The organism is Corynebacterium sp. MC3 (assembly GCF_900099485.1).
Taxonomy (GTDB): Bacteria; Actinomycetota; Actinomycetes; order Mycobacteriales; family Mycobacteriaceae; genus Corynebacterium; species Corynebacterium pseudogenitalium.
The window spans coordinates 93568-119732 of the sequence record NZ_LT622814.1; the positions used below are offsets into that span (position 1 = coordinate 93568).

Annotated in this window: 27 protein-coding genes and 4 tRNA genes; 21 read left to right on the forward strand and 10 right to left on the reverse strand. The window is 60.9% G+C overall.

Going from position 1 to position 26165, the window contains the following annotated elements; all coding sequences use genetic code 11:
* Positions 1-112 precede the first annotated feature (112 nt).
* From BQ4436_RS05160 to rplA, 9 genes are all read left to right on the forward strand, one after another.
* Positions 113-1129 (forward strand): polyprenyl synthetase family protein, encoded by a 1017-nt coding sequence (locus BQ4436_RS05160; protein ID WP_070363146.1) that lies wholly within the window; start codon positions 113-115, stop codon positions 1127-1129.
* A gap of 82 nt (positions 1130-1211) precedes the next feature.
* A tRNA-Tyr gene (locus tag BQ4436_RS05165) sits at positions 1212-1294 on the forward strand.
* 198 nt (positions 1295-1492) lie between these two features.
* A tRNA-Thr gene (locus tag BQ4436_RS05170) sits at positions 1493-1565 on the forward strand.
* Between the two features lie 36 nt (positions 1566-1601).
* Positions 1602-1673, forward strand: a tRNA-Met gene (locus tag BQ4436_RS05175).
* A 63-nt stretch (positions 1674-1736) separates the two neighbouring features.
* Positions 1737-1812: transfer RNA gene (locus tag BQ4436_RS05180), tRNA-Trp, on the forward strand.
* Between the two features lie 24 nt (positions 1813-1836).
* A complete protein-coding gene (gene secE, locus BQ4436_RS05185; RefSeq protein WP_070477497.1) occupies positions 1837-2160 on the forward strand; it encodes a preprotein translocase subunit SecE in 324 nt (107 codons plus the stop codon).
* A gap of 81 nt (positions 2161-2241) precedes the next feature.
* A complete protein-coding gene (gene nusG, locus BQ4436_RS05190; protein WP_143000826.1) occupies positions 2242-3177 on the forward strand; it encodes a transcription termination/antitermination protein NusG in 936 nt (311 codons plus the stop codon).
* 167 nt (positions 3178-3344) lie between these two features.
* The gene (gene rplK, locus BQ4436_RS05195) at positions 3345-3773 is read left to right on the forward strand and encodes a 50S ribosomal protein L11 (RefSeq protein WP_070363143.1); all 429 of its coding nucleotides are present in this window, start codon (positions 3345-3347) and stop codon (positions 3771-3773) included.
* Positions 3774-3850: 77 nt separating this feature from the next.
* Positions 3851-4561 (forward strand): 50S ribosomal protein L1, encoded by a 711-nt coding sequence (gene rplA / locus BQ4436_RS05200; protein ID WP_070975772.1) that lies wholly within the window; start codon positions 3851-3853, stop codon positions 4559-4561.
* 73 nt (positions 4562-4634) lie between these two features.
* On the opposite strand, the gene BQ4436_RS05205 is transcribed toward rplA, so the two are convergent.
* Genes BQ4436_RS05205 through BQ4436_RS05240 form a run of 8 tightly spaced genes read right to left on the reverse strand, consistent with a single transcriptional unit; the run spans position 4635 to position 11400 of the window.
* Entirely contained in the window at positions 4635-5072 is a 438-nt protein-coding gene (locus BQ4436_RS05205; protein ID WP_070363141.1) for a PaaI family thioesterase, read from the reverse strand.
* Positions 5073-5396, reverse strand: a complete 324-nt coding sequence (locus BQ4436_RS05210) for a hypothetical protein (RefSeq protein WP_070363140.1) — start codon at positions 5394-5396, stop codon at positions 5073-5075.
* A gap of 13 nt (positions 5397-5409) precedes the next feature.
* Positions 5410-7068, reverse strand: a complete 1659-nt coding sequence (locus BQ4436_RS05215) for an acyl-CoA synthetase (RefSeq protein ID WP_070363139.1) — start codon at positions 7066-7068, stop codon at positions 5410-5412.
* Positions 7062-7883 carry an SDR family NAD(P)-dependent oxidoreductase gene (locus BQ4436_RS05220; RefSeq protein WP_070477503.1) on the reverse strand — a complete coding sequence of 274 codons (822 nt, stop codon included), beginning with the start codon at positions 7881-7883 and terminating at the stop codon, positions 7062-7064. The genes BQ4436_RS05215 and BQ4436_RS05220 overlap by 7 nt, the downstream gene beginning before the upstream one ends.
* An 8-nt stretch (positions 7884-7891) precedes the next feature.
* Entirely contained in the window at positions 7892-8476 is a 585-nt protein-coding gene (locus tag BQ4436_RS05225) for an aromatic-ring-hydroxylating dioxygenase subunit beta (RefSeq protein ID WP_070363137.1), read from the reverse strand.
* Between the two features lie 21 nt (positions 8477-8497).
* Positions 8498-9706 (reverse strand): NAD(P)/FAD-dependent oxidoreductase, encoded by a 1209-nt coding sequence (locus BQ4436_RS05230; protein ID WP_070975773.1) that lies wholly within the window; start codon positions 9704-9706, stop codon positions 8498-8500.
* Complete coding sequence (locus BQ4436_RS05235; protein WP_070363135.1) at positions 9703-10053, reverse strand: non-heme iron oxygenase ferredoxin subunit; 351 nt, start codon at positions 10051-10053, stop codon at positions 9703-9705. Before BQ4436_RS05235 ends, BQ4436_RS05230 begins: the two co-directional genes overlap by 4 nt.
* 33 nt (positions 10054-10086) lie before the next feature.
* Complete coding sequence (locus tag BQ4436_RS05240) at positions 10087-11400, reverse strand: aromatic ring-hydroxylating dioxygenase subunit alpha (RefSeq protein ID WP_070975774.1); 1314 nt, start codon at positions 11398-11400, stop codon at positions 10087-10089.
* Between the two features lie 284 nt (positions 11401-11684).
* On the opposite strand from BQ4436_RS05240, the gene BQ4436_RS05245 reads away from it, so the two are divergent.
* From BQ4436_RS05245 to dmpG, 4 genes are read left to right on the forward strand one after another with little or no spacing between them, the layout of a single operon-like run.
* Positions 11685-12614: a 3-carboxyethylcatechol 2,3-dioxygenase gene (locus BQ4436_RS05245; protein WP_070363133.1), complete on the forward strand. Its 930-nt coding sequence runs from the start codon at positions 11685-11687 to the stop codon at positions 12612-12614.
* A gap of 13 nt (positions 12615-12627) precedes the next feature.
* Complete coding sequence (locus tag BQ4436_RS05250; protein WP_070975776.1) at positions 12628-13413, forward strand: 2-keto-4-pentenoate hydratase; 786 nt, start codon at positions 12628-12630, stop codon at positions 13411-13413.
* A 15-nt stretch (positions 13414-13428) separates the two neighbouring features.
* Positions 13429-14358, forward strand: coding sequence for an acetaldehyde dehydrogenase (acetylating) (locus tag BQ4436_RS05255; protein WP_070363131.1), 930 nt, complete (start codon positions 13429-13431; stop codon positions 14356-14358).
* A gap of 1 nt (position 14359) precedes the next feature.
* Complete coding sequence (gene dmpG, locus BQ4436_RS05260) at positions 14360-15409, forward strand: 4-hydroxy-2-oxovalerate aldolase (protein ID WP_070363130.1); 1050 nt, start codon at positions 14360-14362, stop codon at positions 15407-15409.
* A gap of 23 nt (positions 15410-15432) precedes the next feature.
* Here the strand turns inward: dmpG and BQ4436_RS05265 are convergent, their stop codons facing one another.
* Complete coding sequence (locus BQ4436_RS05265; protein ID WP_070975778.1) at positions 15433-16197, reverse strand: IclR family transcriptional regulator; 765 nt, start codon at positions 16195-16197, stop codon at positions 15433-15435.
* Between the two features lie 89 nt (positions 16198-16286).
* On the opposite strand from BQ4436_RS05265, the gene BQ4436_RS05270 reads away from it, so the two are divergent.
* Positions 16287-17141 (forward strand): alpha/beta fold hydrolase, encoded by an 855-nt coding sequence (locus tag BQ4436_RS05270; protein WP_070976029.1) that lies wholly within the window; start codon positions 16287-16289, stop codon positions 17139-17141.
* Between the two features lie 49 nt (positions 17142-17190).
* On the opposite strand, the gene BQ4436_RS05275 is transcribed toward BQ4436_RS05270, so the two are convergent.
* Entirely contained in the window at positions 17191-18267 is a 1077-nt protein-coding gene (locus BQ4436_RS05275; RefSeq protein ID WP_070477514.1) for an HNH endonuclease signature motif containing protein, read from the reverse strand.
* Between the two features lie 146 nt (positions 18268-18413).
* Here BQ4436_RS05275 and BQ4436_RS05280 point away from each other — a divergent pair, with 146 nt between their 5' ends.
* The 7 genes from BQ4436_RS05280 (at position 18414) to rplJ (ending at position 26127) form a co-directional block, all read left to right on the forward strand.
* Positions 18414-19331, forward strand: coding sequence for a TIGR03773 family transporter-associated surface protein (locus BQ4436_RS05280; RefSeq protein ID WP_070975779.1), 918 nt, complete (start codon positions 18414-18416; stop codon positions 19329-19331).
* Entirely contained in the window at positions 19328-20869 is a 1542-nt protein-coding gene (locus BQ4436_RS05285) for an anchored repeat ABC transporter, substrate-binding protein (RefSeq protein ID WP_255366133.1), read from the forward strand. Before BQ4436_RS05280 ends, BQ4436_RS05285 begins: the two co-directional genes overlap by 4 nt.
* A gap of 7 nt (positions 20870-20876) precedes the next feature.
* Positions 20877-21770 (forward strand): choice-of-anchor M domain-containing protein, encoded by an 894-nt coding sequence (locus tag BQ4436_RS05290; protein WP_070975781.1) that lies wholly within the window; start codon positions 20877-20879, stop codon positions 21768-21770.
* On the forward strand, positions 21767-22540 hold the full coding sequence (locus tag BQ4436_RS05295; RefSeq protein WP_070477520.1) for an anchored repeat-type ABC transporter ATP-binding subunit: 774 nt from the start codon (positions 21767-21769) through the stop codon (positions 22538-22540). The genes BQ4436_RS05290 and BQ4436_RS05295 overlap by 4 nt, the downstream gene beginning before the upstream one ends.
* Positions 22533-23375 (forward strand): anchored repeat-type ABC transporter permease subunit, encoded by an 843-nt coding sequence (locus BQ4436_RS05300; protein ID WP_070477522.1) that lies wholly within the window; start codon positions 22533-22535, stop codon positions 23373-23375. Before BQ4436_RS05295 ends, BQ4436_RS05300 begins: the two co-directional genes overlap by 8 nt.
* A complete protein-coding gene (locus BQ4436_RS05305) occupies positions 23372-25387 on the forward strand; it encodes a choice-of-anchor M domain-containing protein (protein ID WP_070975782.1) in 2016 nt (671 codons plus the stop codon). The genes BQ4436_RS05300 and BQ4436_RS05305 overlap by 4 nt, the downstream gene beginning before the upstream one ends.
* A 218-nt stretch (positions 25388-25605) precedes the next feature.
* Positions 25606-26127 carry a 50S ribosomal protein L10 gene (gene rplJ, locus BQ4436_RS05310; RefSeq protein ID WP_070363122.1) on the forward strand — a complete coding sequence of 174 codons (522 nt, stop codon included), beginning with the start codon at positions 25606-25608 and terminating at the stop codon, positions 26125-26127.
* Positions 26128-26165 lie beyond the last annotated feature (38 nt).

Here is a 26165-nt window from a genome sequence, read left to right on the forward strand (position 1 = left end):
CCCATTACTGCAAAAAATGGAGGGTGTGGACTACGGTTAGTGATGTTAACCGCGCGCAGCACATGCCCCGGGCATGGCGCAATGAGTACTTTAACCTGCAAGGACATCATCGATGACCAACGGCATAACACCGTCACCACGCCATGGATTTCGCATGGACCTAGGCGACGACGCCCTCACCGAGCGTGTTACGAAGGGCATGGGCGACGTTGAAACGCTGCTCAGGGAACGCCTCCAACAAGGTGAAGCGTTCATTACCGACAAAGTGATGCACCTAGCAGTCGCTGGCGGCAAACGCTTCCGTCCCCTCGTGGCGCTGCTCTGCAGCGAGTTCGGCCCCAACCCGGGCGCCACTAACGTCATCAAAGGCGCCACCACCACCGAGATGGTGCACCTGGCCACCCTCTACCACGACGACGTCATGGACGAAGCCGAGAAGCGCCGCGGCGTCGACTCCGCCAACATGCGGTGGAACAACACCGTCGCCATCCTTGCTGGCGACATCCTGTTCGCACACGCCTCCCGCCTCATGAGCGAAATCGATACCGACACCGTCGCCCACTTCGCCGACACCTTCCAGGGCCTGGTCACCGGCCAAATGCGCGAGACCGTCGGCGCCCAGGGGGAGGACCCAGTCGAGCACTACCTCAAAGTTATCGACGGCAAAACCGCCGTCCTCATCGCGTCCGCGGCCTACCTCGGCTCGCTGCACTCCGGGGCGTCGCGCGACATCGTCGAGAGCTGCTCCCGAATGGGCAGCGCCATCGGCATGATCTTCCAGATCGTCGACGACATCATCGACATCTACTCCGACAGCGCCCAGTCCGGGAAAACCCCAGGCACCGACCTTCGCGAAGGCGTGTTTACCCTGCCCGTGCTGTACGCGCTCGAAGAGGACTCGCCCGCGGCAGAGGAGCTTCGTAGCCTCCTCACTGGCCCACTCGAAAACGACGCCGACGTCGAACGGGCCATCACTCTGCTCGGCCAGACGCAAGGGCGCCAACGCTCCCTCGCCACCGTGCGCGAGTACCTCGACATCGTCGAGCGCGAACTCGACTTCCTTCCCGACGGCCCCGCAAACCAAGCACTGCGGCAGGTCTCCGTGTACGCTATCGAACGCGTCGGATAGCGGTGGGATATGCCCTCTGTGCACGCGATTTGCCTTATCGCGGGTGCGTTGATGTAAAGTAGTCCACGCACTTACGGTGCATGCCAGGTTGTCCGAGTGGCCAAAGGAAGCGGACTGTAAATCCGCCGGCGTACGCCTTCAGAAGTTCGAATCTTCTACCTGGCACCGCAAGCCCGTCTCTCACAGAACGTGAGGGGCGGGCATTTTTCATGTTGTAGTGACGCGTTATAGCGTGCACGAAGAAGGCGTCGAAAAGCTATTGCTACCTGGCGATTTGCGTTCAATGATAGAACCGGGTTAGTCTTTCAAAGGCTTCAACGGAGCGGACACACCAAAACGGTGAGTTCACAACATAGAGGCTGTGCCCCCTTAGCTCAGTCGGCAGAGCGTTTCCATGGTAAGGAAAAGGTCGTCAGTTCGATTCTGACAGGGGGCTCTGTTGTTTGTACAGTCCTTGTGGCGGCAAGCACATGGCGGTGTAGCTCAGTGGTAGAGCAAGCGACTCATAATCGCTGTGTCGCGAGTTCAATTCTCGCCATCGCTACTCACCTCAAAACGGGAAACGCGTTTCCCGTGGTAGGGTTAGGAGCACTGTTCACAGTGTCCTAGGGGCGTGGCGCAATTGGTAGCGCAACGGTCTCCAAAACCGTAGGTTGCAGGTTCGAGTCCTGTCGCCCCTGCCAAAACTTGTAGTTAGAGGAGTTCTTTTGACTAATCCGCAAGAACACAACCCAGCACAGCCCACTGGCAAGCGCCAGCTGCGCGGGGTCTCCTCTGTTTCATCCGCTTCCTACGAAGCGAAGCACACCCCTGCAAAGCCTGAAGAGGACCGCGAAGAGTCCCTCGGCGGCGGCCCAGGCGCGTTCCCGGGCGAAGTCGTCCAGGAAATGCGCAAAGTCATCTGGCCAACCGGAAACCAGATGCTCAACTACACCCTCGTGGTATTCGCGTTCCTCATCGTGCTCACCGCACTCGTGTGGGGGACCGACCGCCTCGGCACCATGTTGATGCAATGGGTATTCATCCGCTAACATGAACAACAAGTGATTGTCCCGCCACCTCAACACCGAGGTACGGCGGGATTAGTTTTTGCCACACCAAGGAGAAACACCATGACCACCGAGCCGGAAAACCTGGAAAACCTGGAAAACGCCGACATCGAAGCAACTGAGCAGGAAACCGAACTGCAAGCCGAAGAGGAAATGGTCGCCGAAGGCGGCGCCGTCACCGAGGCCACCGATCCGGAGTTAGAAGAGGCCACTGCAGAGGCAGAAGAGGCCGTTGAGGCCGTCGAGGAGCCGGTGCAGGAGGGCGACCTCACCGCGGCCGAGTCGCCGCTCGCTGAGGGCGCTGAGGGCGCCGAGGTTTCGCAGGCTTCGGGTGCTTCGGAGGCTGACGATGACTCCGAGTACCGCGCGCGCCTGCGCAAGTACGTCCGTGAGCTGAAGAAGCTGCCGGGCCAGTGGTACATCATCCAGTCCTACTCCGGCTACGAAAACAAGGTGAAGACCAACCTCGACATGCGTATCCAGACGCTCGAGGTGGAGGACTCCATTTACGACGTGGTCGTGCCGATCGAGCAGGCTATCGAGAACAAGGACGGCAAGAAGAAGCTCGTCAAGCGCAAGCTGCTGCCGGGCTACGTCCTGGTCCGCATGGACATGAACGACGCTGCGTGGTCCGTCGTGCGCGAGACCCCGGGCGTAACCAGCTTCGTGGGCAACGAGGGCAATGCTACTCCGGTCAAGCACCGCGACGTGGCGAAGTTCCTGATGCCGAAGGCTGAGCCAGCCACCGGCGAGGACACCAAGCCGAACGCAGAGGGCGAGACCGTCGTCGCGATGCCGGAGGAAGCAGCGCCGAAGAAGATCGACCACGATTACAAGGTCGGCGAAGCCGTCACCATCCTGTCCGGTGCCCTGGCGTCCGTATCCGCCACGATTTCGGAGATCGACGAGGAGACCGGCAAGATCCAGGCGCTCGTGTCCATCTTCGGCCGCGAAACACCAGTCGAGCTCACCGCTGACCAGATCGAACGCATCATGTAACCGTTTGCGTTTGAGCCTAGTGGGGGCGTAAGGTTGAACGTCGCGTGTGCCGTAAGGCCCGCGACGTTTTTTCGTTCTCCCCGGTGGCTCCGTCAAGCGGGGCATCCGGAAGTGTTCCTGCCGTCATCGTGGCAGGTGGCACTGTACCAAGGAATTGAGGTAATTCGATGGCTAAGAAGAAGGTCACTGGCCTGATCAAACTGCAGATCGAGGCTGGCATGGCAAACCCGGCTCCGCCGGTTGGTCCTGCGCTGGGTGCACACGGCGTGAACATCGTTGAGTTCACCAAGGCATACAACGCTGCAACCGAGTCCATGCGCGGCAACATCATCCCGGTTGAAATCACCGTGTATGAAGACCGCTCCTTTGACTTCATCCTGAAGTCCCCACCGGCTGCGTCCCTGCTGTTGAAGGCAGCTGGTCTGAAGAAGGGCTCCGGCGTCCCGCACACCCAGAAGGTTGGCTCTGTCACCTGGGATCAGTGCAAGGAAATCGCCGAGACCAAGAAGAAGGATCTCAACGCCCGCGACATCGAGGCTGGCGCCGCGATCATCGCTGGTACCGCCCGCTCGATGGGCATCACGGTCGAGAAGTAATTCTCACCGTCTGTGGGAGCGCCGGCCAGGCGCGTACCACATTTCCTGACAACACCATTTTCTGAAAGGAAATCAACATGGCTAAGAAGTCCAAGCGCTACAACGAGACGCTGGCAAAGGTCGACCGCGACGCGTTCTACCACCCGCTCGACGCCGTCAAGCTGGCACAGGAGACCTCCTCCAAGAACTACGACGCCACCATCGACGTCGCAATGCGTCTGTCCGTCGACCCTCGCAAGGCTGACCAGCTGGTCCGCGGCACTGTCAACCTGCCACACGGCACCGGTAAGACCGTCCGCGTCGCTGTGTTCGCAGAGGGCGAGAACGCAACCAAGGCTGAGGCTGCAGGCGCTGACATCGTCGGAACCGACGCACTGATCGAGCAGATCAACGCCGGCAACATCGACTTCGACGTCGCAATCGCGACCCCGGACCAGATGGCGAAGGTTGGCCGCGTCGCTCGCGTCCTGGGCCCACGTGGCCTCATGCCGAACCCGAAGACCGGCACCGTCACCACCGACGTCGCGAAGGCGATCGAGGAGACCAAGGGCGGCAAGATCGCGTTCCGCGTGGACAAGGCTTCGAACCTGCACGCGCTGATCGGTAAGGCTTCCTTCACCGCTGAGCAGCTCGCTGAGAACTATGGCGCTCTGCTCGACGAGGTGCTGCGCCTCAAGCCGGCATCCGCGAAGGGTATCTACATCAAGAAGATCACCGTCTCCGCAACGCAGGGCCCTGGCGTCCCAGTGGACACCAACGTTGTGAAGGACTTCGCTAAGAAGGCGTAAGCTTCGGCGTTTTACTACGCAAAACACCCCAGTCGATTCGTCGACTGGGGTGTTTTCTACTCTTGCGTCTTGGTTACTGTTTGGGGCGCGGCACCGAGTAGGTGAAGGTGAACTTCGACAGAATGGCGCCTGTGACCTCAGAGTGTGTCTCCACGTCCGCAACGATGATGGTGCGACCCGCCCTCACGATGGAGGCGGTAGCGATTGCGTCACCCTCCTTGGTGTTGGACACCACGTTGCCAGCTACCGAGACAGCGAGCGGGAATACGCCTTCTGGTACCTGCTGCATCGCCAGCCAGGTGCCGCACAAGTCGGCTTGGCCGAACAGCGCCGGGGCAGAGAACATGCCGGCCGGCTGGGCGATCGCCTTGTGCAGCGGCATACCGAGCTTGACCTGGTCCTTGTTGCCGTCGATGGCGTAAACGCGCAAGGTTTGTGCCACGTCTTGGACGCCGCCGTCCTCGCGGTAGAAGTGCGCCCAGCGCTTCTGGAACTCGTTAAGTTCGGCCATTTATTTCAACTCCAGTCCGTCGATATCCATGGATTGGTTGGTGACCCAGTCGGGTTCAGCAACCAGGAGGGAGAACTCTTGGCCATCACGCTGGGTGACGTCCAAGACGTACCGCAGCCCGGCCTCCTCCGCAGCGATGACGCCGTCGGTGTCGCCGACAGGCACAGGCACAATGACGCGCCGGCACTCCGGCTGCTGTTTGAACACCTCAGCCACGGTCTCTTTGATTTCCGCGGTAGTCCCGAGGTCCACCACGGTGTCCGTGGTGCCGTACGGGTACGTGTGCTTCAGCGGCGATTTGGTGATGTTGCGGTAGTCGAGCATCGTTTCCGCCTCCTTACTTCTGCGCGTCGGGCTGATTTTGCGATGATACGACGGACTGGCTGGCAGTCTCGGGATTCTCGCCGAACATCGCGCGCACTTCCTGGCGTAGCTGGATCTTGTTGATCTTGCCTGCCGGGTTGCGTGGGATTTCATCTACGTGCACAACGCGGGTTGGCAGCTTGTAACGTGCCAGGTAGTTCGCACAGTGGTCGCGGACTTCTTCCAAAGTGAGTTCCTTGCCGTCCTTGACCTGCAGGACGGCGACGACGGCTTCACCCCAGCGCTCGTCGGGGATACCGATGACGGAGTTAGCCAGGATGTCGTCGTGTTCGGCGAGGACGCGCTCCACCTCGGCGGGGTAGACGTTCTCTCCGCCGGAAATGATCAGGTCCTTGAGGCGGTCGACGATGAAGAAGTATCCGTCCTCGTCGAAGTAGCCAATGTCACCGGAGTGGAACCAGCCACCGGTGTACGCCTTCTGGGTTGCTTCAGGGTTGTTCCAGTAGCCGACGGCAACGTTTGGGCCCTTCACCCACATCTCGCCGGGAACGCCTGGTTCCTTGATGTGCTGCCCGGTTTCGGTGTCCATCAGTTTGACTTCGGTGTGCGCCATGGGGATGCCACAGGAGCCGAGCTTTTCCATGGTCCTGGCCGGTGGGAGGTAGGTGGCAAATGGGGAGGTCTCGGTGAGGCCCCACGCCTGCTGGACGACGGAGTCCTTCTGCTCCCAGTACGTGCGGATCAGCCGTGGTGGCACCGGGGCGCCTGCGCAGATGATGACGCGGAGGCTAGAAAGGTCGGAGTCGGCGAACTCGTCGTGCTGTGCCATTGCCTCGAGCTGTGCCGGCACGAGGAACGCCGAACCGATCTTGTACTGGGCGACGTCCTTGAAGATGCGGGCTGGGTCGAAGGTACGGTGCACCACAACCGAGTTGCCGCGGCCGAAGGCGCGCACCGCGAAGGAGTTCAGCGCGCCGACGTGGAACAGCGGGGCGGACGCGAGCGTCGCGTCGCCGATGCGGCTGTCGATCGCTGTGTCCACGTTGATCTGGTTCCACCACAGGTTGCCGAACGTGATCTGGGCGCCCTTCGGCAGGCCAGTCGTGCCGGATGTGAACAGCAGCAGCGCCAAGTCAGACATGGTGCGTGGCGTCGGCTTTTCCACCGCCACGGTTTCGTACTCGGAGCTTTGCGAGGTCCGCGACCAGTACAGCGGGATATCGCTCTCTGGTGGGGCGGCTTCGTCGTCATCGACAACGAGGACATGGTGGCGCTCCACGCCGTAGATGCGCTTTGCCTCGTCGAGGAACGTGCCCTCCACGATGATGCTGTTCGGGCTGCCCATCGCCAGCAGCTGCGAGACTTCGCCCGCAGCCAGGCGGAAGTTCACAGGCATGAACACTGCGCCGATCCACCAGGACGCGAACATGCCATACATGAAGGAGCTGGAGTTCATACCGAAGTAAGCGACGCGATCGCCCGGATTCACGCCAGCTTCCTTCAGCTGGGCCGCCCAGCGGACTACGGTGTCACGGAACTCACCGTAATTGATTTCTTGGCCTTCGTAGGCCATCGCCAAGCGTTCTGGCTGCCAGTCAGCGTGGCGCTGTACTTGGAAGCAAGGGCTGACGTCGAGAGTGTTTGCGTCGTGCTCAACACCGCGAATTAACATAGGTTGTCGCCTCCGGCAGTCTTAGCGAAACCGCGAGCCGCGATTCCGCCATCAATCTTGATCACTTCGCCGGTGATGTTCGCGCCGTCTTTCCTGGACGCCAACAGCACGTACGGCCCGGTGAATGCATAGGGGTCAGTAGAAATGTCGTGGAGTGGTAGGTATGGGTTGCCGCCGTCGCCGCGCTTGTCCATGATGTCGGAGAACTTCCGGTCATCCAGGCCAGCGGACGCGGGGCCGGATAGGTTCGTGCGCATGCCGCCAACGCCGACACCGTTGACACGGATTTTCGGGGCGAGCTCGTACGCCAGCTCAAGCATCATGCCTTCGGCACCGTGCTTGCTTGCGGTGTAGACCGGCCCGCCGCCGGCCGCGTAGGTCGATGCGTTGGACAGCGTGAAGATCAGCGAACCGTTCGACGCTAGCAAGTGACGCCACGTAGCTTCCGCGGTGAGCAGGTAGCCCTTGAGGTTGACGTTCATGACGTCGTCAAAAATGGCGCTCATCTCTTCGCCGTTGAGACGGGTGATGGAACGGTTGTAGTCCCAGATGCCAGCGTTTGCGATGACGGTGTCCAGGGATCCGAACTCCGCCACGGCAGCGTCGACGGCTTTGTGCAGCGAGTGTGTGTCGGTCACGTCCGCCTCGAGCGGCAGGACGTGCTCGCGGCCGATCTCGTCGGCGACGCTTTCGCATCGCTCGAGCGAGATGTCCACAACTGCTACGCGCGCACCTTCTTCAACGAAGCGCTTCGCCAGCGCTGCCCCAAGTCCGGAGCCACCACCAGTAATAAGTACGTGTTGTCCTTGTAGCATGTCGGCCCTTAGAAGAAGGTAGAGATGTTCTTGGAGTTCAGAACGTTGATGTCGAGCAGGATGCGGCGGTCAAAGACCTTCCACTTCGGGCCGTCCTCACCGTCCTTCGCGGGGCGAAGCAGGTCGGTGCGGGTGCCCACAAACTGGTCCTGCTCGCGCTCGAGGCGAGTGCGCCAGACGTAGAAGTTGGTGCGGACCTCGAGCGCCTCGACGGCGTCGGCGCCTTCACCGACGGTGACGTGCCGTGCGATCAGGTTCGTGATCAGGTGGCGCGTACGTGACGGCGGGTCTTCAGCCCACGCCATGCCGGAGTCGAAGCGACGGATGCGCCACGCTAGCGAGTCGTAGGTTTCGTCGTAGAAGGCCGGGCCGTCCTCGTCCGAAATGGAGAGGGCCTGCTCGCGGCGGAGGCGGTTCGTGCGGGTTGGTGCCCAGTAGAAGAGGTCTTCGTCGAAGTGGGTCAGCCAGTCGACGTAGCGTCCCTCATCGAGGAGGGCGGCTTCGTCGTAGTACATGTTTTGGAGATCGAAGTAGGTGGTTTGGTCCACTCGCTCCCCGGGGGTCACGTCGTCGCGACGTAGAAAGTCAGTCACGAGTCCATTCCTTTCTTGTAGCTATCGAGCAAGTTTCTTCAGAGGAATCGATGCGTCAGCCAGCTTGTCCTTATCGACGGCAATACCGCGGTCGATGATGCGACGTGCCGCACGAACAGCCATCGAATCTTCGATTGCTGCCGCGCCAACCAGGGCGCCGTTCTCGTCGAGGCGCAACGCGACGGCCGGGCGACCCTCCGCGTCATTGCGGATGATGGTTTCGCCAGGGATAGTCATATCGCCGGTACCCTCAACGTGGACGCCGTAGCGGTCGGACCAGAACCAGGACGCGGAAAGTTTCGGAGACGGGCCGTCGATAATTGAGGCGGCGGCTGTCTTTGCTTCCTGGATTGCGGAGTCCCAGTGCTCGTGGCGGCGAAGTAGCGTGCCATCCTCGAGGCGGGTGCGGGCGCAGTCGCCCACAGCCCAGATGGAGGAGTTCGACGTGCGCTGCTGCTCATCCACCAGGATGCCGTTATCGGTCTCCAGACCAGCGGATTCGGCGAGGACCGTCTCCGGGATGATGCCGATACACAGCAACACAGCGTCAACCGTGACGGCGTCGTGGCCGTCGAGGCCGATGTGGAACCTGCCGTCAGACTCCTCGATGCTGGAGGTCATCGCGTTGATGAACTCCACGCCGTTTTCCGCGTGCATGTCGTGGAGGCGCTGCGCCAGCTCAGGACCGACAGCAGGGACCAGGGATACCGGCGCAGGGTCGATGAGTACCACGTCCGCGCCCAGCTTGCGTGCAGAGGACGCGACCTCTGCACCAACAAGGCCAGCGCCAATGATGCCGAGTTTCTTGCCTGGGCCGATCAGCGAACGCAGCTTATCCGCGTCCTCAGTAGTGCGCAGCACCACGACGTTGTCGCTATCGAAGCCCGGCGCACTGCCGCGGCGAGCAGTACCACCAGTGGCGATCACGAGGTTGTCGTACGCAACCTCCTCACCGCCCTCCAGCACCAGCTTCTTCGATTGCGCCTCAACGCGCTCAACGGTGGCTTGCTTCAGCACAATGTTGTTTTCCTCGAGCCATTCCGCCGGGCGGAACTCAATCTCAGCGCGCGTCTTCTCGTTGGTCAGGTAGTCCTTGGACAGCGGTGGGCGGTCGTACGGAACACCAAGCGGATCAATGATCGTGATCTCGCCGGTGTAGCCGTTCCTGCGCAGCTCATCAGCGACGGTAAAGCCGCCGATTCCGCCGCCTACGATCGTCGTGCTGCTCACTTGTCGGCTCCTTCAGCAGGCACGCCTGGGTAGAGCCAGACTTCTTCGCCACGCAGCTCAACCTTGTGCGTGTTGGTGTCTTCGGTCGCTGGCATGCACTGCACCGCGCCAGTCTTCATGCAGAACTGGCTGGAGTGCACCGGGCACTCAACCATTGTGCCGTCGACCCAGCCGTCAGACAGGTGAGCGATTTCGTGGGTACAAATATCGTCGAGGGCGTACACTTCATCGTCTTCGGTGCGGAAGAGTGCAATCGGCTTGTCGTATCCCGACATTTCCTCCGTGACCAGGAAGCCTTCCTCCTGCTCGAGATCGTCCAGGTCAGCAACTTTTACTGGTTCAGCCATGGTAATTCGGTTCCTTTCGAGGGTGTGTTTGGTTTACTTCTCGTGCCAAGCTGGGGTCGACATCAGTTCGCGCCAACGGCGGTATAGCGCGCGACCAGCAGCGTCTGAATACAGTTCGGATGTAGTGCCGGGGAACCCTTCGCGTTCGCCGACCGTGGCCATACCCATCTGGTAGTTCAGCGGGGTGTTGCCAACCATGAAGCCATGCGCGATGGACTGGCACTCAGACCAGTTCTCGCCGTCGTCCTGCTCGAAGATGCCCGACGGGCCAAAAGTGCGCAGGTTGTACAGGCGCTGCGCGCGAGCCACATCCTCCGGCATCGAACGGTCCAGGACAGTCCACGCCCAAACTTCCATCTTGTTTGGGCCCTTCGGATGCCAGACGCGGATCGAGCCATTGACCGGAAGGTAGGAGAAGTTCGGGAACACGGTTGCGTGGCCGTTCGTCATCGGGCCCATCACCTGCTCAGGGGAGAGGCGCTCGCGCAGGAAGTCGTAGTCGTAGTACTCGTGGACCGGCTGGGCGTCGAAACGGTTCTTCGGGTGGACTGGGAAGCCCGCGCCGTTGCCGTGGTCGTCGTGGTACTGCACACCGGTGCGCTCCGCGATCTCCTTCTTCGGGCCCTTGCCCGACGGGGACATCACCATCAGCGCAGAGGCATGCGACATGTTGACGTGGTACCAGTCAGTAGCGAACTGCTCCGCTGCCAACTTCCAGTTGCCGTCGAGCACCCACTTAGTGACGCCACCAACGACATAGGTGCCTTCAGGGTCGCGATCCATGAACGCGTCGATGTACCAGCGCATATCACCAAGCACATCCTCGAGCGGCTCGGCGTTCTCGTCCCAGTTCGCGAAGATGAGGCCCTTGTAGGACTCCACGCGAGGCACCGTGACCAGCGGCCAGTCGTCCTGGGAGAAGTTCTCGTCGTACTGCTCCTTGCCAGGAAGGTTGACGAGGTTACCGTCGAGGTCGTACGCCCAGCCGTGGTACGTACAGGTAAACATCTTCGTGCGGCCCTGGTCGGCGCGGCACACGCGGGCACCGCGGTGACGGCAGCTGTTGAGCAGCACGCGGATTTCGCGCTTCTTGTTCATCGTCGCGATGACCGGGTCTTCGCCCATGTACGTCTGGAAGAAATCGCCCGGTTTCTGGAACTGCGACTCGTGGGCGATAAACAGCCAGGAACGGGCAAAAATACGCGACATTTCCTGCTTGTAGACGGCCTCGTCCGTAAAGACTCGACGATCTACCAGGCCACCTTCAGGGTCGACCATGCCACTGACGTCGATGCACTGATCCAATTCTGGCGGCCGCTGTAAGCCGGACTTTGGTGGCGTTGCCATAGGTAACTCCTTCGCACCTAGTGATAGAAAGCACAATTACTTCTGAAGCGTTCTTTGCTTCACACAATTCTTAAGCTACATGGGGGCAGTTATGTTCGCGTATGTGTTCCAGTGAATAGAACAGAATCTGTGGAACGGGGTAGGGAACGAGGGTAGTCCAGGCATTCTTGCTTTTGAGTATGTGGTTTAGTGTTCCAAAACCCGGAACGAGGGTGCGGAGTGTGATGCGCTACTTCTACAGTCAGATGTGACAGCTGATAAACCCAGCCCCGGAGGAGGCCACCATGAGCGTAAAACTTATTGCGCTGTCCCACAGCCCGCTGCTCGGCATCAACGAGCCAAAACCAGAGGTGAACGAGGCGCTGCAAGACGCATTCGCAAAAGCCCGCAAAGCCGCGGAAGAATATGACCCAGATCTGGTCATCGTCTTCACGCCGGACCACTTCAACGGGTTCTTCTACACCCTGATGCCCCCGTTCTGTGTAGGCCTACAAGCAGAATCGATGGGTGACTACCTCACTACGCCTGGCCCATTCGACGTGCCCGAGTCAGCCGCAGAAGAGCTCGCGCAATTCGTTATCGACCAGGACGTCGACATGGCCATCTCCCGTCAGATGGTTCTCGACCACGGCGGCGCACAGCCTGTCGAGCTGCTCTTCGGCTCCCTGACCGCCAAGCCAGTCATCCCGATCTTCGTCAACGGAGTCGCCCGACCGTTCACCGCGATGCAGCGCATCCGTGTGATGGGGGAGGCCGTCGGCAAGTGGGCGAAGGCCCAGGACAAGAAGGTGCTGATGGTTGCCTCCGGTGGCCTGTCCCACGACCCGCCGCTTCCACGCTGGGCATCCGCAACCGACGCACAGAAGCACTTCATGCTCCACGGCCACCCGGACCAGGCCGACCGCGACGCTCGTGAAGCTCGCGTCATCGCCGCCGGCAAAGAAGGTGCCGCAAACGCAGGAATCATCGACATCAACCCAGAGTGGGACGAAAAGTTCATGGCGGACTGCATCTCCGGCGAATCGACGCGATTCGACGCCTACGACGCCGACACCATGGACGACGAAGCCGGTCACTCCTCGCACGAGGTGCGTACCTGGGTTGCGGCGTTTTCCGCGCTGACCGCCGCCAACGGTGGAGTCAACGCCGAGTTCACGTTCTACCGCCCAATCCCAGAGTTCGTCGCAGGCTTCGGCCTGGTCATCGCATCATAGGAGAGACAGATAGATGAGTAGCCGTGAGGACTCCCTGCGTACCATCGCAAACGACCTGCTCGCCGCGTACCCGTCCTGCGAGCCGATCGCGCCACCGCGCACCGTCGTCGCCGACCTTGATATCGCCGACGCCTACGCAATCCAACAGATCCAGGAAAAAGACTTCGTTGCCCGCGGACACAAAGTTATCGGGCGCAAGGTTGGTCTGACCTCACTCGCAATGCAGCAGCAGCTGGGGGTCGATAGCCCAGACTTCGGGTTTTTTACCGACGCCGACCTCTACGAAGCCGGCACCGACATTGCAGTCGACCGCTTCATCTCCCCGAAGGTCGAACCGGAACTCGCGTTCGTGCTCGGGAAGGACCTTGAACCGGGCGCGACACTCGAAGAGGCCCGCAAGGCTGTCAAGTCCGCGCACCTTGCCGTCGAAATCATCGACTCACGAGTCCGTGACTGGGACATCCGCCTTGTCGACACCATCGCCGACAACGCTTCGTTCGGCGCCATCGTGTGGGACCCGACCCCGCTCGATCTCGACCTGGAGGAAGCTGCAACAGTCCACGCGACGATGACGCTCGACGGCGAAGTTGTCGGAGAGGGCGTCGGCAAGGATGTGATGGGCGACCCGTTGCTCCCACTGCCGTGGCTCGCAGGCATTCTCGACGAGCAAGGCACCGCCCTGCGCGCCGGTGACATCGTGCTTACCGGTAGCTTCTGCGGCGCAGTCGCTTTCAAAGCAGGCCAACACCTCGCAGTATCCTACGGCCCATACGGGGCCATCGACGTCCGGTTTAAATAGGTTTGGAGCACCACAATGCAAAAGAAAATGACAGCAGCCATCGTCGGATCGGGCAACATCGGCTCCGACCTGATGATGAAGCTTTTGAACAACGAATCCAACATTGATCTGCGCTACATGGTCGGCGTCGATCCCGAATCGGAAGGCCTCAAGCGTGCGCGCGAAAACGGCATCGCGGCCTCCCACGAAGGCGTCGACTGGCTCCTGCAACAGGATCCGCTTCCAGACCTCGTCTTTGAAGCAACCTCGGCGGGCGCACACGCAGCAAACGCACCGCGCTACCGCGAAGCAGGCATCCGCGCCATCGACCTCACCCCGGCGGCCGTCGGCCCATTCTTCTGCCCATCGGTCAACCTGGATGAGCTCGAAACCGTCGACAATGTGAACATGATTACCTGTGGCGGTCAGGCCACCACCCCGATTGTCGCGGCAGTATCCCGCATCGTAGACGTCGAATACGCGGAGATCGTTGCGTCGATCTCCTCGAAGTCTGCGGGTCCCGGCACTCGCGCTAACGTCGACGAGTTCCTCGAAACCACTGCCGCCGCCCTCGAACAACTCGCTGGCGCGAAACACGCAAAAGCCATCATCATCCTCAACCCCGTCGAGCCACCAATGATGATGCGCAACACCGTCTACTGTGCCCTTCCTCCAGAAGCCGCGGCTCCTGGCGAACTGCAAGACCAGATCGCCGCGTCCATCAAAGAAATGGCAGCGAAGGTGCAGCAGTATGTACCGGGCTACCGCCTCACCGCGGATCCACAGTTCGAAGAAGCCCGCGACGACTGGAACGGACTCGGTCGTGTTTCCGTCCTCATCGAAGTAGAAGGGGCAGGCGACTTCTTGCCGGACTACGCCGGCAACCTCGACATCATCACATCGGCAGCAATTGCCACCGCAAACAAGTACGCCGAGCTCGTGTCGGCGCAGAAGCAAGGAGCATAGTATGAACACGGTTGCGAGCGATGTCATCGATGGCATCCCGACACACAAAATCCGCCTCAACGACACGACCCTGCGTGACGGATCCCACGCCGTACGCCACCAGTACACCAAAGACCAGGTGAAAAAGATCGCCCGCGCGCTTGACGACGCCGGCGTCGAAATGATCGAGGTCACTCACGGCGACGGGCTTGGCGGGTCTTCCTTCAACTACGGCTTCTCCCACACCCGCGACATCGAACTCATCGAAGCCGCAGTCGAAGAAGTCAAGAATGCGAAGATTGCCGCACTGATGCTTCCAGGCCTGGGTACCGTAAAGGACCTCAAAGAAGCAAAGAGTGCGGGCGCATCCATCGTGCGCGTTGCCACTCACTGCACCGAGGCAGATATTTCGATCCAGCACTTCCAGGCAGCACGGGAGCTTGGTTTTGAGACCGGTGGCTTCCTGATGCTTTCACACCGCATCCCACCAGCAGAGCTTGCGAAGCAGGCCCGCATCATGGTCGATGCCGGCTGTCAGTGCGTCTTCGTGGTCGACTCCGCCGGCTACCTGGTGATGAACCAGGCCGCGGACCGCGTCAAGGCAGTCGTTGAAGAGATTGGCGACGACGCACAGGTCGGCTTCCACGGACACCAGAACCTCGGTTTCGGGGTTGCAAACTCGTTGCTCGCTGTAGTCAATGGTGCTCGCCAAATTGACGGCACCCTGTATGGGCTTGGTGCTGGCGCCGGTAACGCACCGATCGAGGTGTTAGCCACGGTGTTCAACCGCACCGGCATTGACATCGGCAATGTTGATCAAGCCAAGCTTCGTGACGCCGCTGAAGACGTCCTGAAGCCAATGGTCGAGCGTCTCCCAATGATGGACCGCGGCTCCATCGTCCAGGGTGAGTTTGGCGTTTACAACTCCTTCTTGCTCCACGCGCAGCGCGCCGCGGAACGCTATGGTGTGCCTGCAGCGACCATCCTGGAAGAAGTCGGTCGCCGTGGTTACGTCGGTGGTCAGGAAGACATGATTATCGACGTCGCAATCGACCTGGCAAAGCAGAAGTAGCGAAGTAGAGCGCGTATGCGGGTTTATCCCGCGTGCTTCGCTCTCCACGCACGAGTCCCGGATCCACAAATCTTTTTGAGGACCGGGATTACTGTTTTGGGCCGAAAGTCTTCTGCGGGAAAGGAAACGCTCATCGCGGCAATCGGTACGCCCTCGGTGCCGAAAATCGGGCAGGCGACGCAGCATAGACCTTCCGAAATTTCCTCAAGGTCGTAGGCGATACCTTCATCGCGGATCTTTTTCAACGTTTCACGCAGCTCATCCGGGTCTGAGATCGTGTGCGGAGTCCATGGTGCGAGCCCCTCACGGATGATGCGCTCGGTCAGCGTTTCGTCGTACGCCATAATTGCTTTGCCAATGCCAGTCGCGTAAGCGGGAATGAGGCCGCCAATGCGCGACGGCGCTGTCACACCACGGACGGAAAAGAGCTTGTTCGCGTAACGAACGTTCGTCCCTTCAACATGTCCAAGGTGGACGGTGTGTCGAGTGCGCTCAAAAAGCGCTGCCAAAAATGGTGTGAGCAACTCTGATACCTGAGCGGTTTGCTCGGAATACACCTCCGGTGTTGACGCCATTCCGAGCGCCGGGTTGAGCCGATAGAGCTCGTTCGCTTTGAGGACGGCATCATTTTCCACCAGCTTGTTAAGGAGGCGGTGCGTCGTCGACTTTGGAAGATCGACGCGCCGGGCTAACTCTGAAACGCCAACCCCGTTGACGTCTTCGCTCTTGAACGCTTTCAGAATGCCGAATGCCTTGTCGATGGAGTTTGGTTTTGCGTCTTGAACCATAGGATCAGTGTAACCGGATAGTGTCTATCGTGTGCCACGGACTGGAACACTCCGGCGTGTGTGTGTGGGTTCGTCGCTATGTTGGCTGTATGACTGAAATTTCCATTCCTGATTACAAGACTGACGAATTCTTCGGGCTCGAGGACAAGTGGCTGGAGACGGCACCCGGCGAGCTCACTCACTACCACGATCTCGGCGAGGGCGAACCAGTACTGTTCCTCCACGGCTCCGGCACGGGCGTGACTGCAGCCGCGAACTGGTGGCTGAACCTTCCGACCATCTCCGAGAACGCACGATGCATCGCGATTGACTCCATTGGTTACGGCCAGACTGTCGTAGCTGAGGGCACCAAGTACGGTATCCGCGAGTGGGTTGAGCACGCAATCCGTGTGCTGGATGCCCTGGGAATTGAAAAGACCTGGATTGTTGGTAACTCGCTCGGTGGCTGGGTTGGCTTCCAGATGATCATCGACCACCCGGAGCGTGTGAAGGGCATCATCTCCATGGGCACCGGTGGGGCGAAGTTGACCGGCGCGCTGAAGGGTCATTCGAACCCGAAGCTGACCGAAGAAGGTATCCGCAACACGCTCGAGCAGTTCGTGGTGGATAAGTCGCTGATCACCGATGAGCTCGTGTCGCTGCGCTACCAGTCCGCGCTGAACGATACGGCGTCTGATCGCCTACAGGAGGTTGTGCAGGCGCGTGACCGTGACCGTACCGAGCTTCCACTCGACTTCGACGTGCTGTCGAAGGTCGAGATCCCGGTTCTGCTAGTGCACGGCATGCAAGACGTCGTGATTACGCCGCAGCGCACGTGGGACCTGGTGAACACAATTCCGTCCGCTGACGCTCACCTTTTCGCACAGTGTGGCCACTGGTCGCAGGTTGAGAAGGCTGATGAGTTCAATGAGGTCATCGTGAACTGGATTAAGCGTCAGTTCTAGTCAGCAGCTTTTCGACGCCCACTTCGGCCCCGTCGTGGTGGGCGTTTTGCTATGTGTACAACATTTTCATCGCACCAGGTCGGTGGACTGGGTTTGGGGCGGAGTAGCCGCGTGGTGAGTGCCAGAGCGGTTGTGCGTCCACAATTTCGATGCGACCTCGGCGTGCTCGTTGGGGGTCGTCGTCGTTGACGCGATTGTGGTAGCGGCACAATGGCGACAGGTTGTTGATGTTCGTTTCCCCGCCGTGTTGCCATGCAGTGATGTGGTGGATTTCGCAGGCGTCGGCTGCATGGCGGCATCCAGGCACTGGGCAGCCGGGGGTAACGGCGCGGGCCAGAGCGCGCTGCTTGTCATTTGCGAGGCGTTGTGTCCGGTAGAGGTTGACTGCCCCGTGCTGTGGGTGGAAGACGGCGGCTTCGAGCTCGTTCTCGGTGGTGGCGACGTGGCTGTTTAGGTATTCGGCGCCTGTCATGGTGGTGCCATCGGTCAGGGTGAGGGTGGTCTCGTCGCCGTGGCCGCGCTGTATTTGGATCCACTGGGGGAGTGGAATGAGCAAGAGAGGTCGGGGGACTGCGTGGGGGACGGAACGGCCGTCGCCACGTATGATGTCGAGGAATCTGCGCAGCATGTGTTTCGTGGGTGGCGTCTTGGGGTCCATGTCTTGGGTGAGGGCGTGTTCAAGGTCGGCGAGGTCGCGCTCGTTGGTGGTGAGCGTCATGGTGCGGCGCCCATTGCGGGAAGGCGAAAATGTGAGGCGGTCGTTTTGGTGCTTGGTGTTGTTCGGAAGAAGTGCTTTTGCGCGTTCGCTGAGCTTTTTGTATGTGCCCTTGGTATCGAGGAGTACGAGGCGCAGTTTGGTGCGTGTTCGCGCGGACTTGATGGGGCGTAAGCGCCGTTCGATCATAGCGAGTTGGTCGAGTGAGAAGCCGTAGCGTCGAGCCTTTTCGGTAGCGAGTCGCTGTTTTTGTCGGGATTTTGTGGGCCCGAAGTAGATGTCGTGGAGCTGGCGCCAGGCGCGGGCTCGTGTTGGATCGACGCCTGCTTCGATGGCGGCTTCGTAATCGAAGCCGTCCAGTACGTCGAGTGCCTGCGTGGACATGGATTCTAGGAATGTCTTGAAGTTCATAACCTGAACATATGTGGTTGCAGAACGCCTGGGAAAGGCTTTTCACGCTACCTGTGGATAACTTCTTCTTGTGTGGCGTTTTCTGAAGTGCCCTGTGGATAACGTATGACTTGCATGCGAACGCTAATGATAATAATGTTCATTAGGTGAAATTTTCTGTCATCAAGATTCTGCGAGCGCTCGCCGCGACATTACTGCTCCTTTCCATGTCGACGCCTGCTTTCGCGGCGGAATGCCACCCGACACTGCACCCGATGGTGAAAGACGACCGCACTGTTCCGGCCGAGTGGCGCGATCCCGCAGAGCTCGTTTTTGGGCTGGGTGATGCAGCAAAGCAGCAGCTCTCCAATCCAGTTGGGCCAATTCCGGCCGGTACCGCGTGGATGATCGGTGCAACTCAGCAAGCCGGTGTGCCATGGCTTGGAGCGAATACGCAGCATCCGTCGCTGCTTGAGCACACTTCTGGGGATGTGGCCTGGGAGATTACAAATTTTGATGGACCTGGTGCCATGTTTGTGTTCACGCAGGGTGGGCTCGGTCAGGTCGTGGGCGAGGAGTGGTTCCGTGGCGTGGATGGGCAGGCGCAGGGCAGCCATACCATTCCTGCGAATTCACATGTGCATCCAAACTGGATGTTCAGTGCTCCGGGGACTTACACGGTGACAGTTCGTCAAAGCGCGACGACGAGTAATGGCGAGCCGGTGAGCGGGGAGGCGACGCTCACCTTTGACATTGGCGGCGCCGGTAACGCGAACGATGGTCACTTCGACTTTGGCTCCGTCTTTGACGGGGAGGGCGAGTGCGCGCAGCCAGTGGCGGCGAGCAACGCGAATCCAGCGCCTGATCAGGGAGAGACTCAGTTGCAATCACAAGATCACCAGCAGCAGGATGTTGCTCCCGCGCAACGCGGTGGGGCCCTTGCAGAAACGGGTACGACAGTGATGACGTTGCCGGTGGCTGTGCTCGGCTTGGGCGTGTTTGTCTTTGGTGCGGGTTGGTTGTGTTTGGATGCGTCGTTGCGCCGTCGTGTCGCCGCAGCGTGGGGTTTCGGTGGCCACCGGTGATCCAGTTTTTTCAACGAGCCGCTGTGCTGATGTGCGTGGCGCTGCTCGGGGCGTGTAGCGCACCGGAAGGGCAGTCGGTGGGAGAGGGGAAGGCGTCGGTGGTGGCGTCGACACCTATTTTGGCGGATGCGGTTCAAAACGTTGCAGGTGATGTGGCTGATGTGCACACGCTGATGGCGCGTGGGGTTGATCCGCACAGCTACGAACCGAGCTTGCATGCCACACGCGACATCGCGTATGCGGATGCCATTTTTACCAACGGACTGTTGTTGGAGCCACAGTCTTTAACGAATACGATTGCGGCGACCGTGCGTGACACGACTCCGGTCGTGGCACTTGCGCAGGAGGCGCAACGGTACGGGTTTGCGCCGATTCCGCTTGTGGAGGACGCGAGCCTAGATGCGGTGTGGCTCGGGTTGCGGGTGGATACGGGCCAACAGCTCCCGACGACGGGAGTCGCGGACTTACACCTTGTAGATGTTGACGGCCCCGGTGCCACTTTCGCGTTCATCCTGGGAACCTTCGGCACCCCGGAGGTGGTGTTCAACTCTCACGACGGGCTGGATAGCCGTGACGTAAAGACCCTGCCGGTTGACGCGCATACTCACTTGAGCTGGGCATTTTCCAAGCCAGGCGTGTACAAGCTGAGGTTTGAATCGCATATTCGCGATGCCGTCGGTGCACCTGAGCGCGCAAGTGTGGAGTCGACGGTGACGGTCGTTGTGGGGCAGGATCCCGCGCGGGTAACGCCGGGGTTGCACGCGGTGGAGAAGGGGCACGTCGACATTACAACAGAGCTTGATGGGCAAGGTGCGGCTCACCTCGTGCTCAACTCGGATGACGATGGCCGCATGGATCCAGTGAACGTAGCCGTCACAGTGCCGAATACAACCCTGCAGCCGATCCCTCCGGAGCGCCCCTTCCGATTCCTCGGTACGCCGGGGGAGGAAACCTACCTGCTCCCGCAGGCGGTGCTGGGCAATCACGTGCATGGTGAGCTGGACCCGCATGTGTGGCACGACGTTCGGGCGATGAAAGCGATCGTTCAGGTAATCCGTGACGAGTTGGCTGCGGTGGATCCGCGCCACGCGGAAATCTACCAGGCAAACGCCCGCGACTACCTGCAAAAACTGGACGCAGCGGATGAAATGATGCACGAGTCTGTCTCCGCGGTTCCGGAGGAACAACGCAACCTGGTGACTACACACCATGGATACGCCTACCTCGCGCGGGCATATGGAATGCGAGTTGCAGGTTTTGTCACGCCAAACCCCAGCGTGGAGCCGAGCCCGCGTGATGTCATCGCGTTCACCCGCACACTGGAGAATCTGCACGTGCCCGCGGTCTTCCTGGAACCACAGTTGGCGGGGCGCAGCACAGTGCTGACAGAAACCGCCGCCCGGCTTGGCATAGAGGTATGCCCAATCTGGGGCGACACATTGGATCCTCCGGGGTCTGGGCCAGCCGATACCTATATACACCTTGTGGAGGCGAATGCTGCGTCGATACGCAGGTGCCTCGGACGAAATGAGAAATGAGCGAACAATGAAACTTCGAATTACCCCACTGATGGTTGCTGCGATGATCGTGGCAACTCCTGCGATCGCGAATGCGCAGGCCGCCAACAACGATCCTGCGTTACAACAGGTGGTCAGCGCAGATGAGGCGATTGCGCCAGCCGGTGAGCACACAGTTATTGACGCCGGTCACGTCGACCTAGGCGCGACATTCAACGGGGATACCCTTGAATTTCTCGCTCGCGACGACACACAGCAACCGCCCGTATGGCGTCACCTCGACGACGTGGTGTTCCGCGTGACCGATGCCGCGAAGCAAACCCTCCCCGACGGCGACGACTTCGCCTTCACCGGCGCAAAGCCAGGTGCAGACGTCTGGGTGATCCCACAGACTGAGGTTGCCGGGGTGCCGTGGCTGGGGTGGAACACGCAGGCCGCGAGCCTGCTCGAACACTCCGGAAACGGCGTGAGCCTGGAGTTCGGCGGACACGAAGGGCCAGGCGAGTTCTCCCTGTTCCTGCAACCGGGCGGGTTCCACGCACCACAGTTGCTGTGGACGACTACTGAGCCGGGTGTGCAGCCAATGTGGGTGGAGCCGAACACGCATACCCACGCCAATTGGGTCTTCACCGAGCCGGGAGTGCACCTGGTCGGGGTGCGAGCAGTGGTGAAGGATGACGCTGGCACCGTTCACACGGACGAGCAGTTGGTGCGCGTGGCTGTAGGCGACGGGACGGACGTAGCGGCGGCGCAGTCCGCGCAGTTCAACGGGCCGTGGCGCGAGGGTGCTGCGTCGGAAGAACAGGCAGATAGCCAGAGCACGCTGAATGCGGGGCTGATCGCTGGTGGGGTGATCGGTGTGTTGGTGCTCGCGCTGGTGGCGCTTCTAGTGGCGCGTTCTCGGAAGGAGCGTCGCGCGTGAGCACGCAACCGCTTATAGAGGTGCGAGGCTTGCGCGCCGGGTACCCGGGCCGCCCGGTGTTTGAGGGCGTTGATCTTCTTGTGCCTGCGGGGCAGTTCGTCGCGCTGCTCGGCCCGAACGGGGCGGGGAAGACCACGCTGATGCGTGCAACGCTCGGCCTGATTCCCGGCGCAGCCGGAACGGTGCGGGTAGGGGAGTGTACGGGCCACGCGGTGCGCAAAGTGGTGGGGTACGTCCCGCAGCGTCACGACGTCGCCTGGGATTTCCCGATCGATGTCGCGTCCGCTGTCATGAACGCCACGCTTGACCTGCGCCCGTGGTACGCGCGGCCTAAGGCGGAGCACCACGAAGCTGTGGCGGAAGCACTCGAAGCTGTGAACCTCCAAGACCTGGCACACCGGCCGATCGCGGCGCTTTCCGGAGGGCAGCGCCAACGCGTATTGGTGGCGCGCGCCCTGGTGCGTCGTCCAGGCGCGCTGTTCCTCGACGAGCCGTTCACCGGCCTCGATATCCCGTCTACTGAGCAGCTGCTAGCGCTGTTTCGTCAGCTGGCTTCCCGCGGAATCGCGATCGTGATGTCCACGCACAACATCGTGGAGGCTGTTGACTCTTGTGATCGCCTCCTGCTGTTCCGCGGTGGCATCGGCGCGGACGGGGCTCCCGCTGATCTTGACGACGCCCGCCCCTGGATGGACACGTTCGACGTCGGCCCGGATTCGCCATGGCTGGCGGCGCTGCAAACACATGTGAAAGAGGTATCCCGTGCTTGAGATCGGGTTTCTGCAATTCTTGGCTGACGTGGCCAACCCACACCTGGCGTTCTTGCCGCGCGCGTTGACGGCGGCGGTGTTGGCGTCCGTGTTGTGCGCGGTCGTTGGGTGTTTTGTGGTGCTGCGCGGTATGGCGTTTATCGGGGATGCGGTGGCACACGCCGTGTTTCCGGGCGTTGCGTTGGCGTTCGCGCTGCAGGTGTCGGTGCTGCTCGGTGGGGCCGTTGCCGGGTTGATCGTGGCGGTGTTGATTGCAGTGCTATCGCAACGGCGTGCGCTGAAAGAGGACGCGGTGATTGGCATTGTGTTTGCGGCCGCGTTCGCGCTTGGCCTGGTGATTATTTCGCGTGTTGAGGGCTACACAGCGTCGCTGAGTTCGTTCTTGTTTGGTTCGCTGACAGGTGTGAGTGAGCGCGACCTTATAGTCAGTGCTGCGACGTGTGCTGTCATTGTGTCGCTGGTGGTGGTGTTACGGCCGTGGCTGACCGCGGTGGCGCTCGACCGAGAGACGGCGCGCGCGATGAACGTGCGCGTCGCGCTCCTGGACTTGGTGTTGTACCTGTGTGTGACGGCCGCGGTGGTGGTTTCGGTGCAGACGATCGGCAACATTCTGGTGTTGGCACTGTTGGTTACCCCGGCGTCCGCCGCGCGACTGTTTACAGACAACCTGGAGACCATGATGATCCTCGCCGCGCTGATTGGCGTGGTAGGCAGCGTGGTTGGTGTATGGCTGGCGTGGTCGTTTGACTCGCCGACCGGCGCAACGATTGTACTGTGTGTGACTACCATCTTCGGTGCGAGTTGGCTCTTCGCTAGGAAAGGGGTGCGGGCATGATCCGCAGACTCATCCTTGTGGTTGCGCTGATCGCGTTTACTGTCACCCCGGCGCACGCGACCACGCCTGCCGGGCATCAACCCGGTGACCCGGGGCATGGCGTCGTCCTCCCGGAGGACCTTGACCACCCCTGTGCCGGGCGTAAGTTGCTCTACCACTCCCACAATGACGCGCTGTACGGCACCCGGTTCGACGGCCAGCTGTCCATTGGTGCGGTTGACGGTCAGCAGGTCACCGACCAGCGCGACGTCTGCTTCCGTCTGCCTCTCGACGCTGACGCCGACGGCAATGACGTCTCCCGCCTCACCATCCCGGATGATGGTTCCCTCGATTTTCTGGGCGCTCCGGGCAGTCAGGTGTGGCTCGCGCCCCAGCACGCGGATTTTACCGATGATTGGCGCCCCATCTGGTCCGGCATCGGTGCATTTGACCCGGCGCACGAGCTGCCGGGTGCTGTGCCAAGCAACTTCAAAGACGACATGATGTACTTCGACCTGCTGGGCATCGATGGTCCGGGTGATGTGCAGATCTTCTTTAAGAACGCCGCCTCGCCGGCCGAGCGCCTCTTCAATAGCGCTGACGAACAGATGCGCACCGTCGAGTATGAGGTTGGCGCGCACGGCCATTTCAACTGGACGTTTACGAAGCCCGGCGTTTATAAGCTGCGTTGGCAGGGTCGCGCCGAGCTGACCAACGGTGAGACCGAGTACACCGGCTGGACCGACCAGTACTGGCTGGTTGGCACCGACGCGGACGTCGGTTTGCCGGAGGGCACCACGACGGGACTTCGCACCCCCGCACTATCGACGCCCACTCCGTCACCGACGCAACCGCCAACACCAACACCAACAGCACCAGTGACAACCGCGGCACCGGCACCCGCACCCGCACCCGCTGCGAAGCACTGCGCCGCGCTGCGCACCCGCCCGGAGGCGTTCATCGCGAACGGGCATATGGACATGGGGCCCGTCGATACGGGGGAGGCCGCGCTCATCGACGACCGCGACCCCAACAACCCCGCGCGACACTCCAGCGGCACCTTCCTCTTCGAGGTTCCCGACCGCGCGCGCCAGGACATCCCTGCGACGCTGCGCGACACGTTCCCCAACCGTCCCGAGCGCATGTGGGTGTTGCCGCAGTCGCAGAAGGCGGACCTGCCATGGCTCGGGTTCTCGACAACCCACCACCCAGCCCCCGCCACCGTCCGCATTACTGCTGTCGCCGGACCCGGCCGTATGTACACCTGGCACGAGGGTCTGCAGGGCGCGAAGCTCGAGCTGGACTCCGGCGACAAGTCCCGCACGCTGAGCTACCCGGCGAACGCCCATGACCACCAGGCATTCGGATTCACCGAGCCTGGACTTTACGCCGTGACTTTCGCGTTTGACTCCGCGGAGCTCGTTGCGGTCTTCGCGGTCGGCGACGCCGCCATCGCGACGGCCCGCGAACAGCACGCGAGCGGGTATCGTGAGCTGGACTCGTGCGGCTCCAATGCAGCGACCAGCGACACGTGGATGGGTGCATTGGCGAAGGGGATCCGCTCAATCGACGAGGAGTTGAGCAAGTTCGGCCACAAGCTACGGCCAGTAGCAACGACTGCGCCGTCAAAGCCAGTGCCACCGCGCACTGTAATAAGTACTGTGCGTGCGACGGAAGCGAAGGCCGCGACCAAGCAGGCGCCACCAAAGCAGGCGACAGCGCAGAAACCGGCGCAGAAGTCCACAACAACGTCGGCACCGAAGCAGAAGGCGGCAACGGCGACAGGGGCGAAGCCGACGTCGACAAGAAGGGCGATCCCGGATGCTCCGATACAGGCTGGTGGCGGTGGCATCGTCTCATCTTTCGACCAGGGAGCAGCGCAGGAGGAACCCGCAACGGGCGTGACTGCCAGCGGTTTCTGGGGCGGGCTCATCCTCGGTGTTGGCTTGATGGCGCTGCTGGGGGGCATTGCGTTGTTCGTGGTGGCGGCGCGGATGTTGCGCGGAGTTGCGCGCACGCAAGAAGACGTGTAGGGTTCCACAACGAAGTTTGAACGGGTAATACCCGAGCTCAAGTTTCACCGAAGACCGTCGGTCGCCCTTCGGGGCCGAAGGTACCCCTCTCCAGGGGTCGACCCACGCAGGAGGAACGTGGCCTACCTTTCTAATGGTGCCTCGTGCTTCTGCACGGGGCACTTTTTGTGTCCCGGGCGGATTGAAGGACATGAAGTTATTGGAAGGAGGCGTGTGTAATGGCAAATCCGAAGAATGAGCGCGAGCTTGCTGTGTTGAAGGAGAAGTTTGACGCTGCTAGCTCCATCGTGCTGACGGAGTACCGTGGCCTGACCGTTGGTCAGCTGCAGACTCTTCGTGGCGATCTCGGCTTCGATGTCGAATACCACGTCGCCAAGAACACCCTCATCAAGATCGCTGCGAACGAGCACGGCATCGAGGGTCTCGACGAGCTTCTGACCGGCCCGACCGCTATCGCTTTCATTAAGGGCGAGGCTGTCGACGCTGCTAAGGTCATGAAGAAGTTCTCCAAGGATCACGACGCGTTCGTGATCAAGGGTGGCTACATGGATGGCGCTGCCATCGACGCCGCTCAGGTTGATGCCATCGCTGAGATGGACAACCGCGAGACCACGCTTGCAAAGCTCGCTGGCGCATTCCAGGGTTCTTTGGCAAAGGCTGCTGGGCTGTTCGAGGCTCCGGCATCCAAGACGGCTCGCCTTGTCGCTGCGCTGCAGGACAAGCAGAACGACGCCGCATAACACACTTACAAACTTGGGCTAACCGCCCACCAATAGAA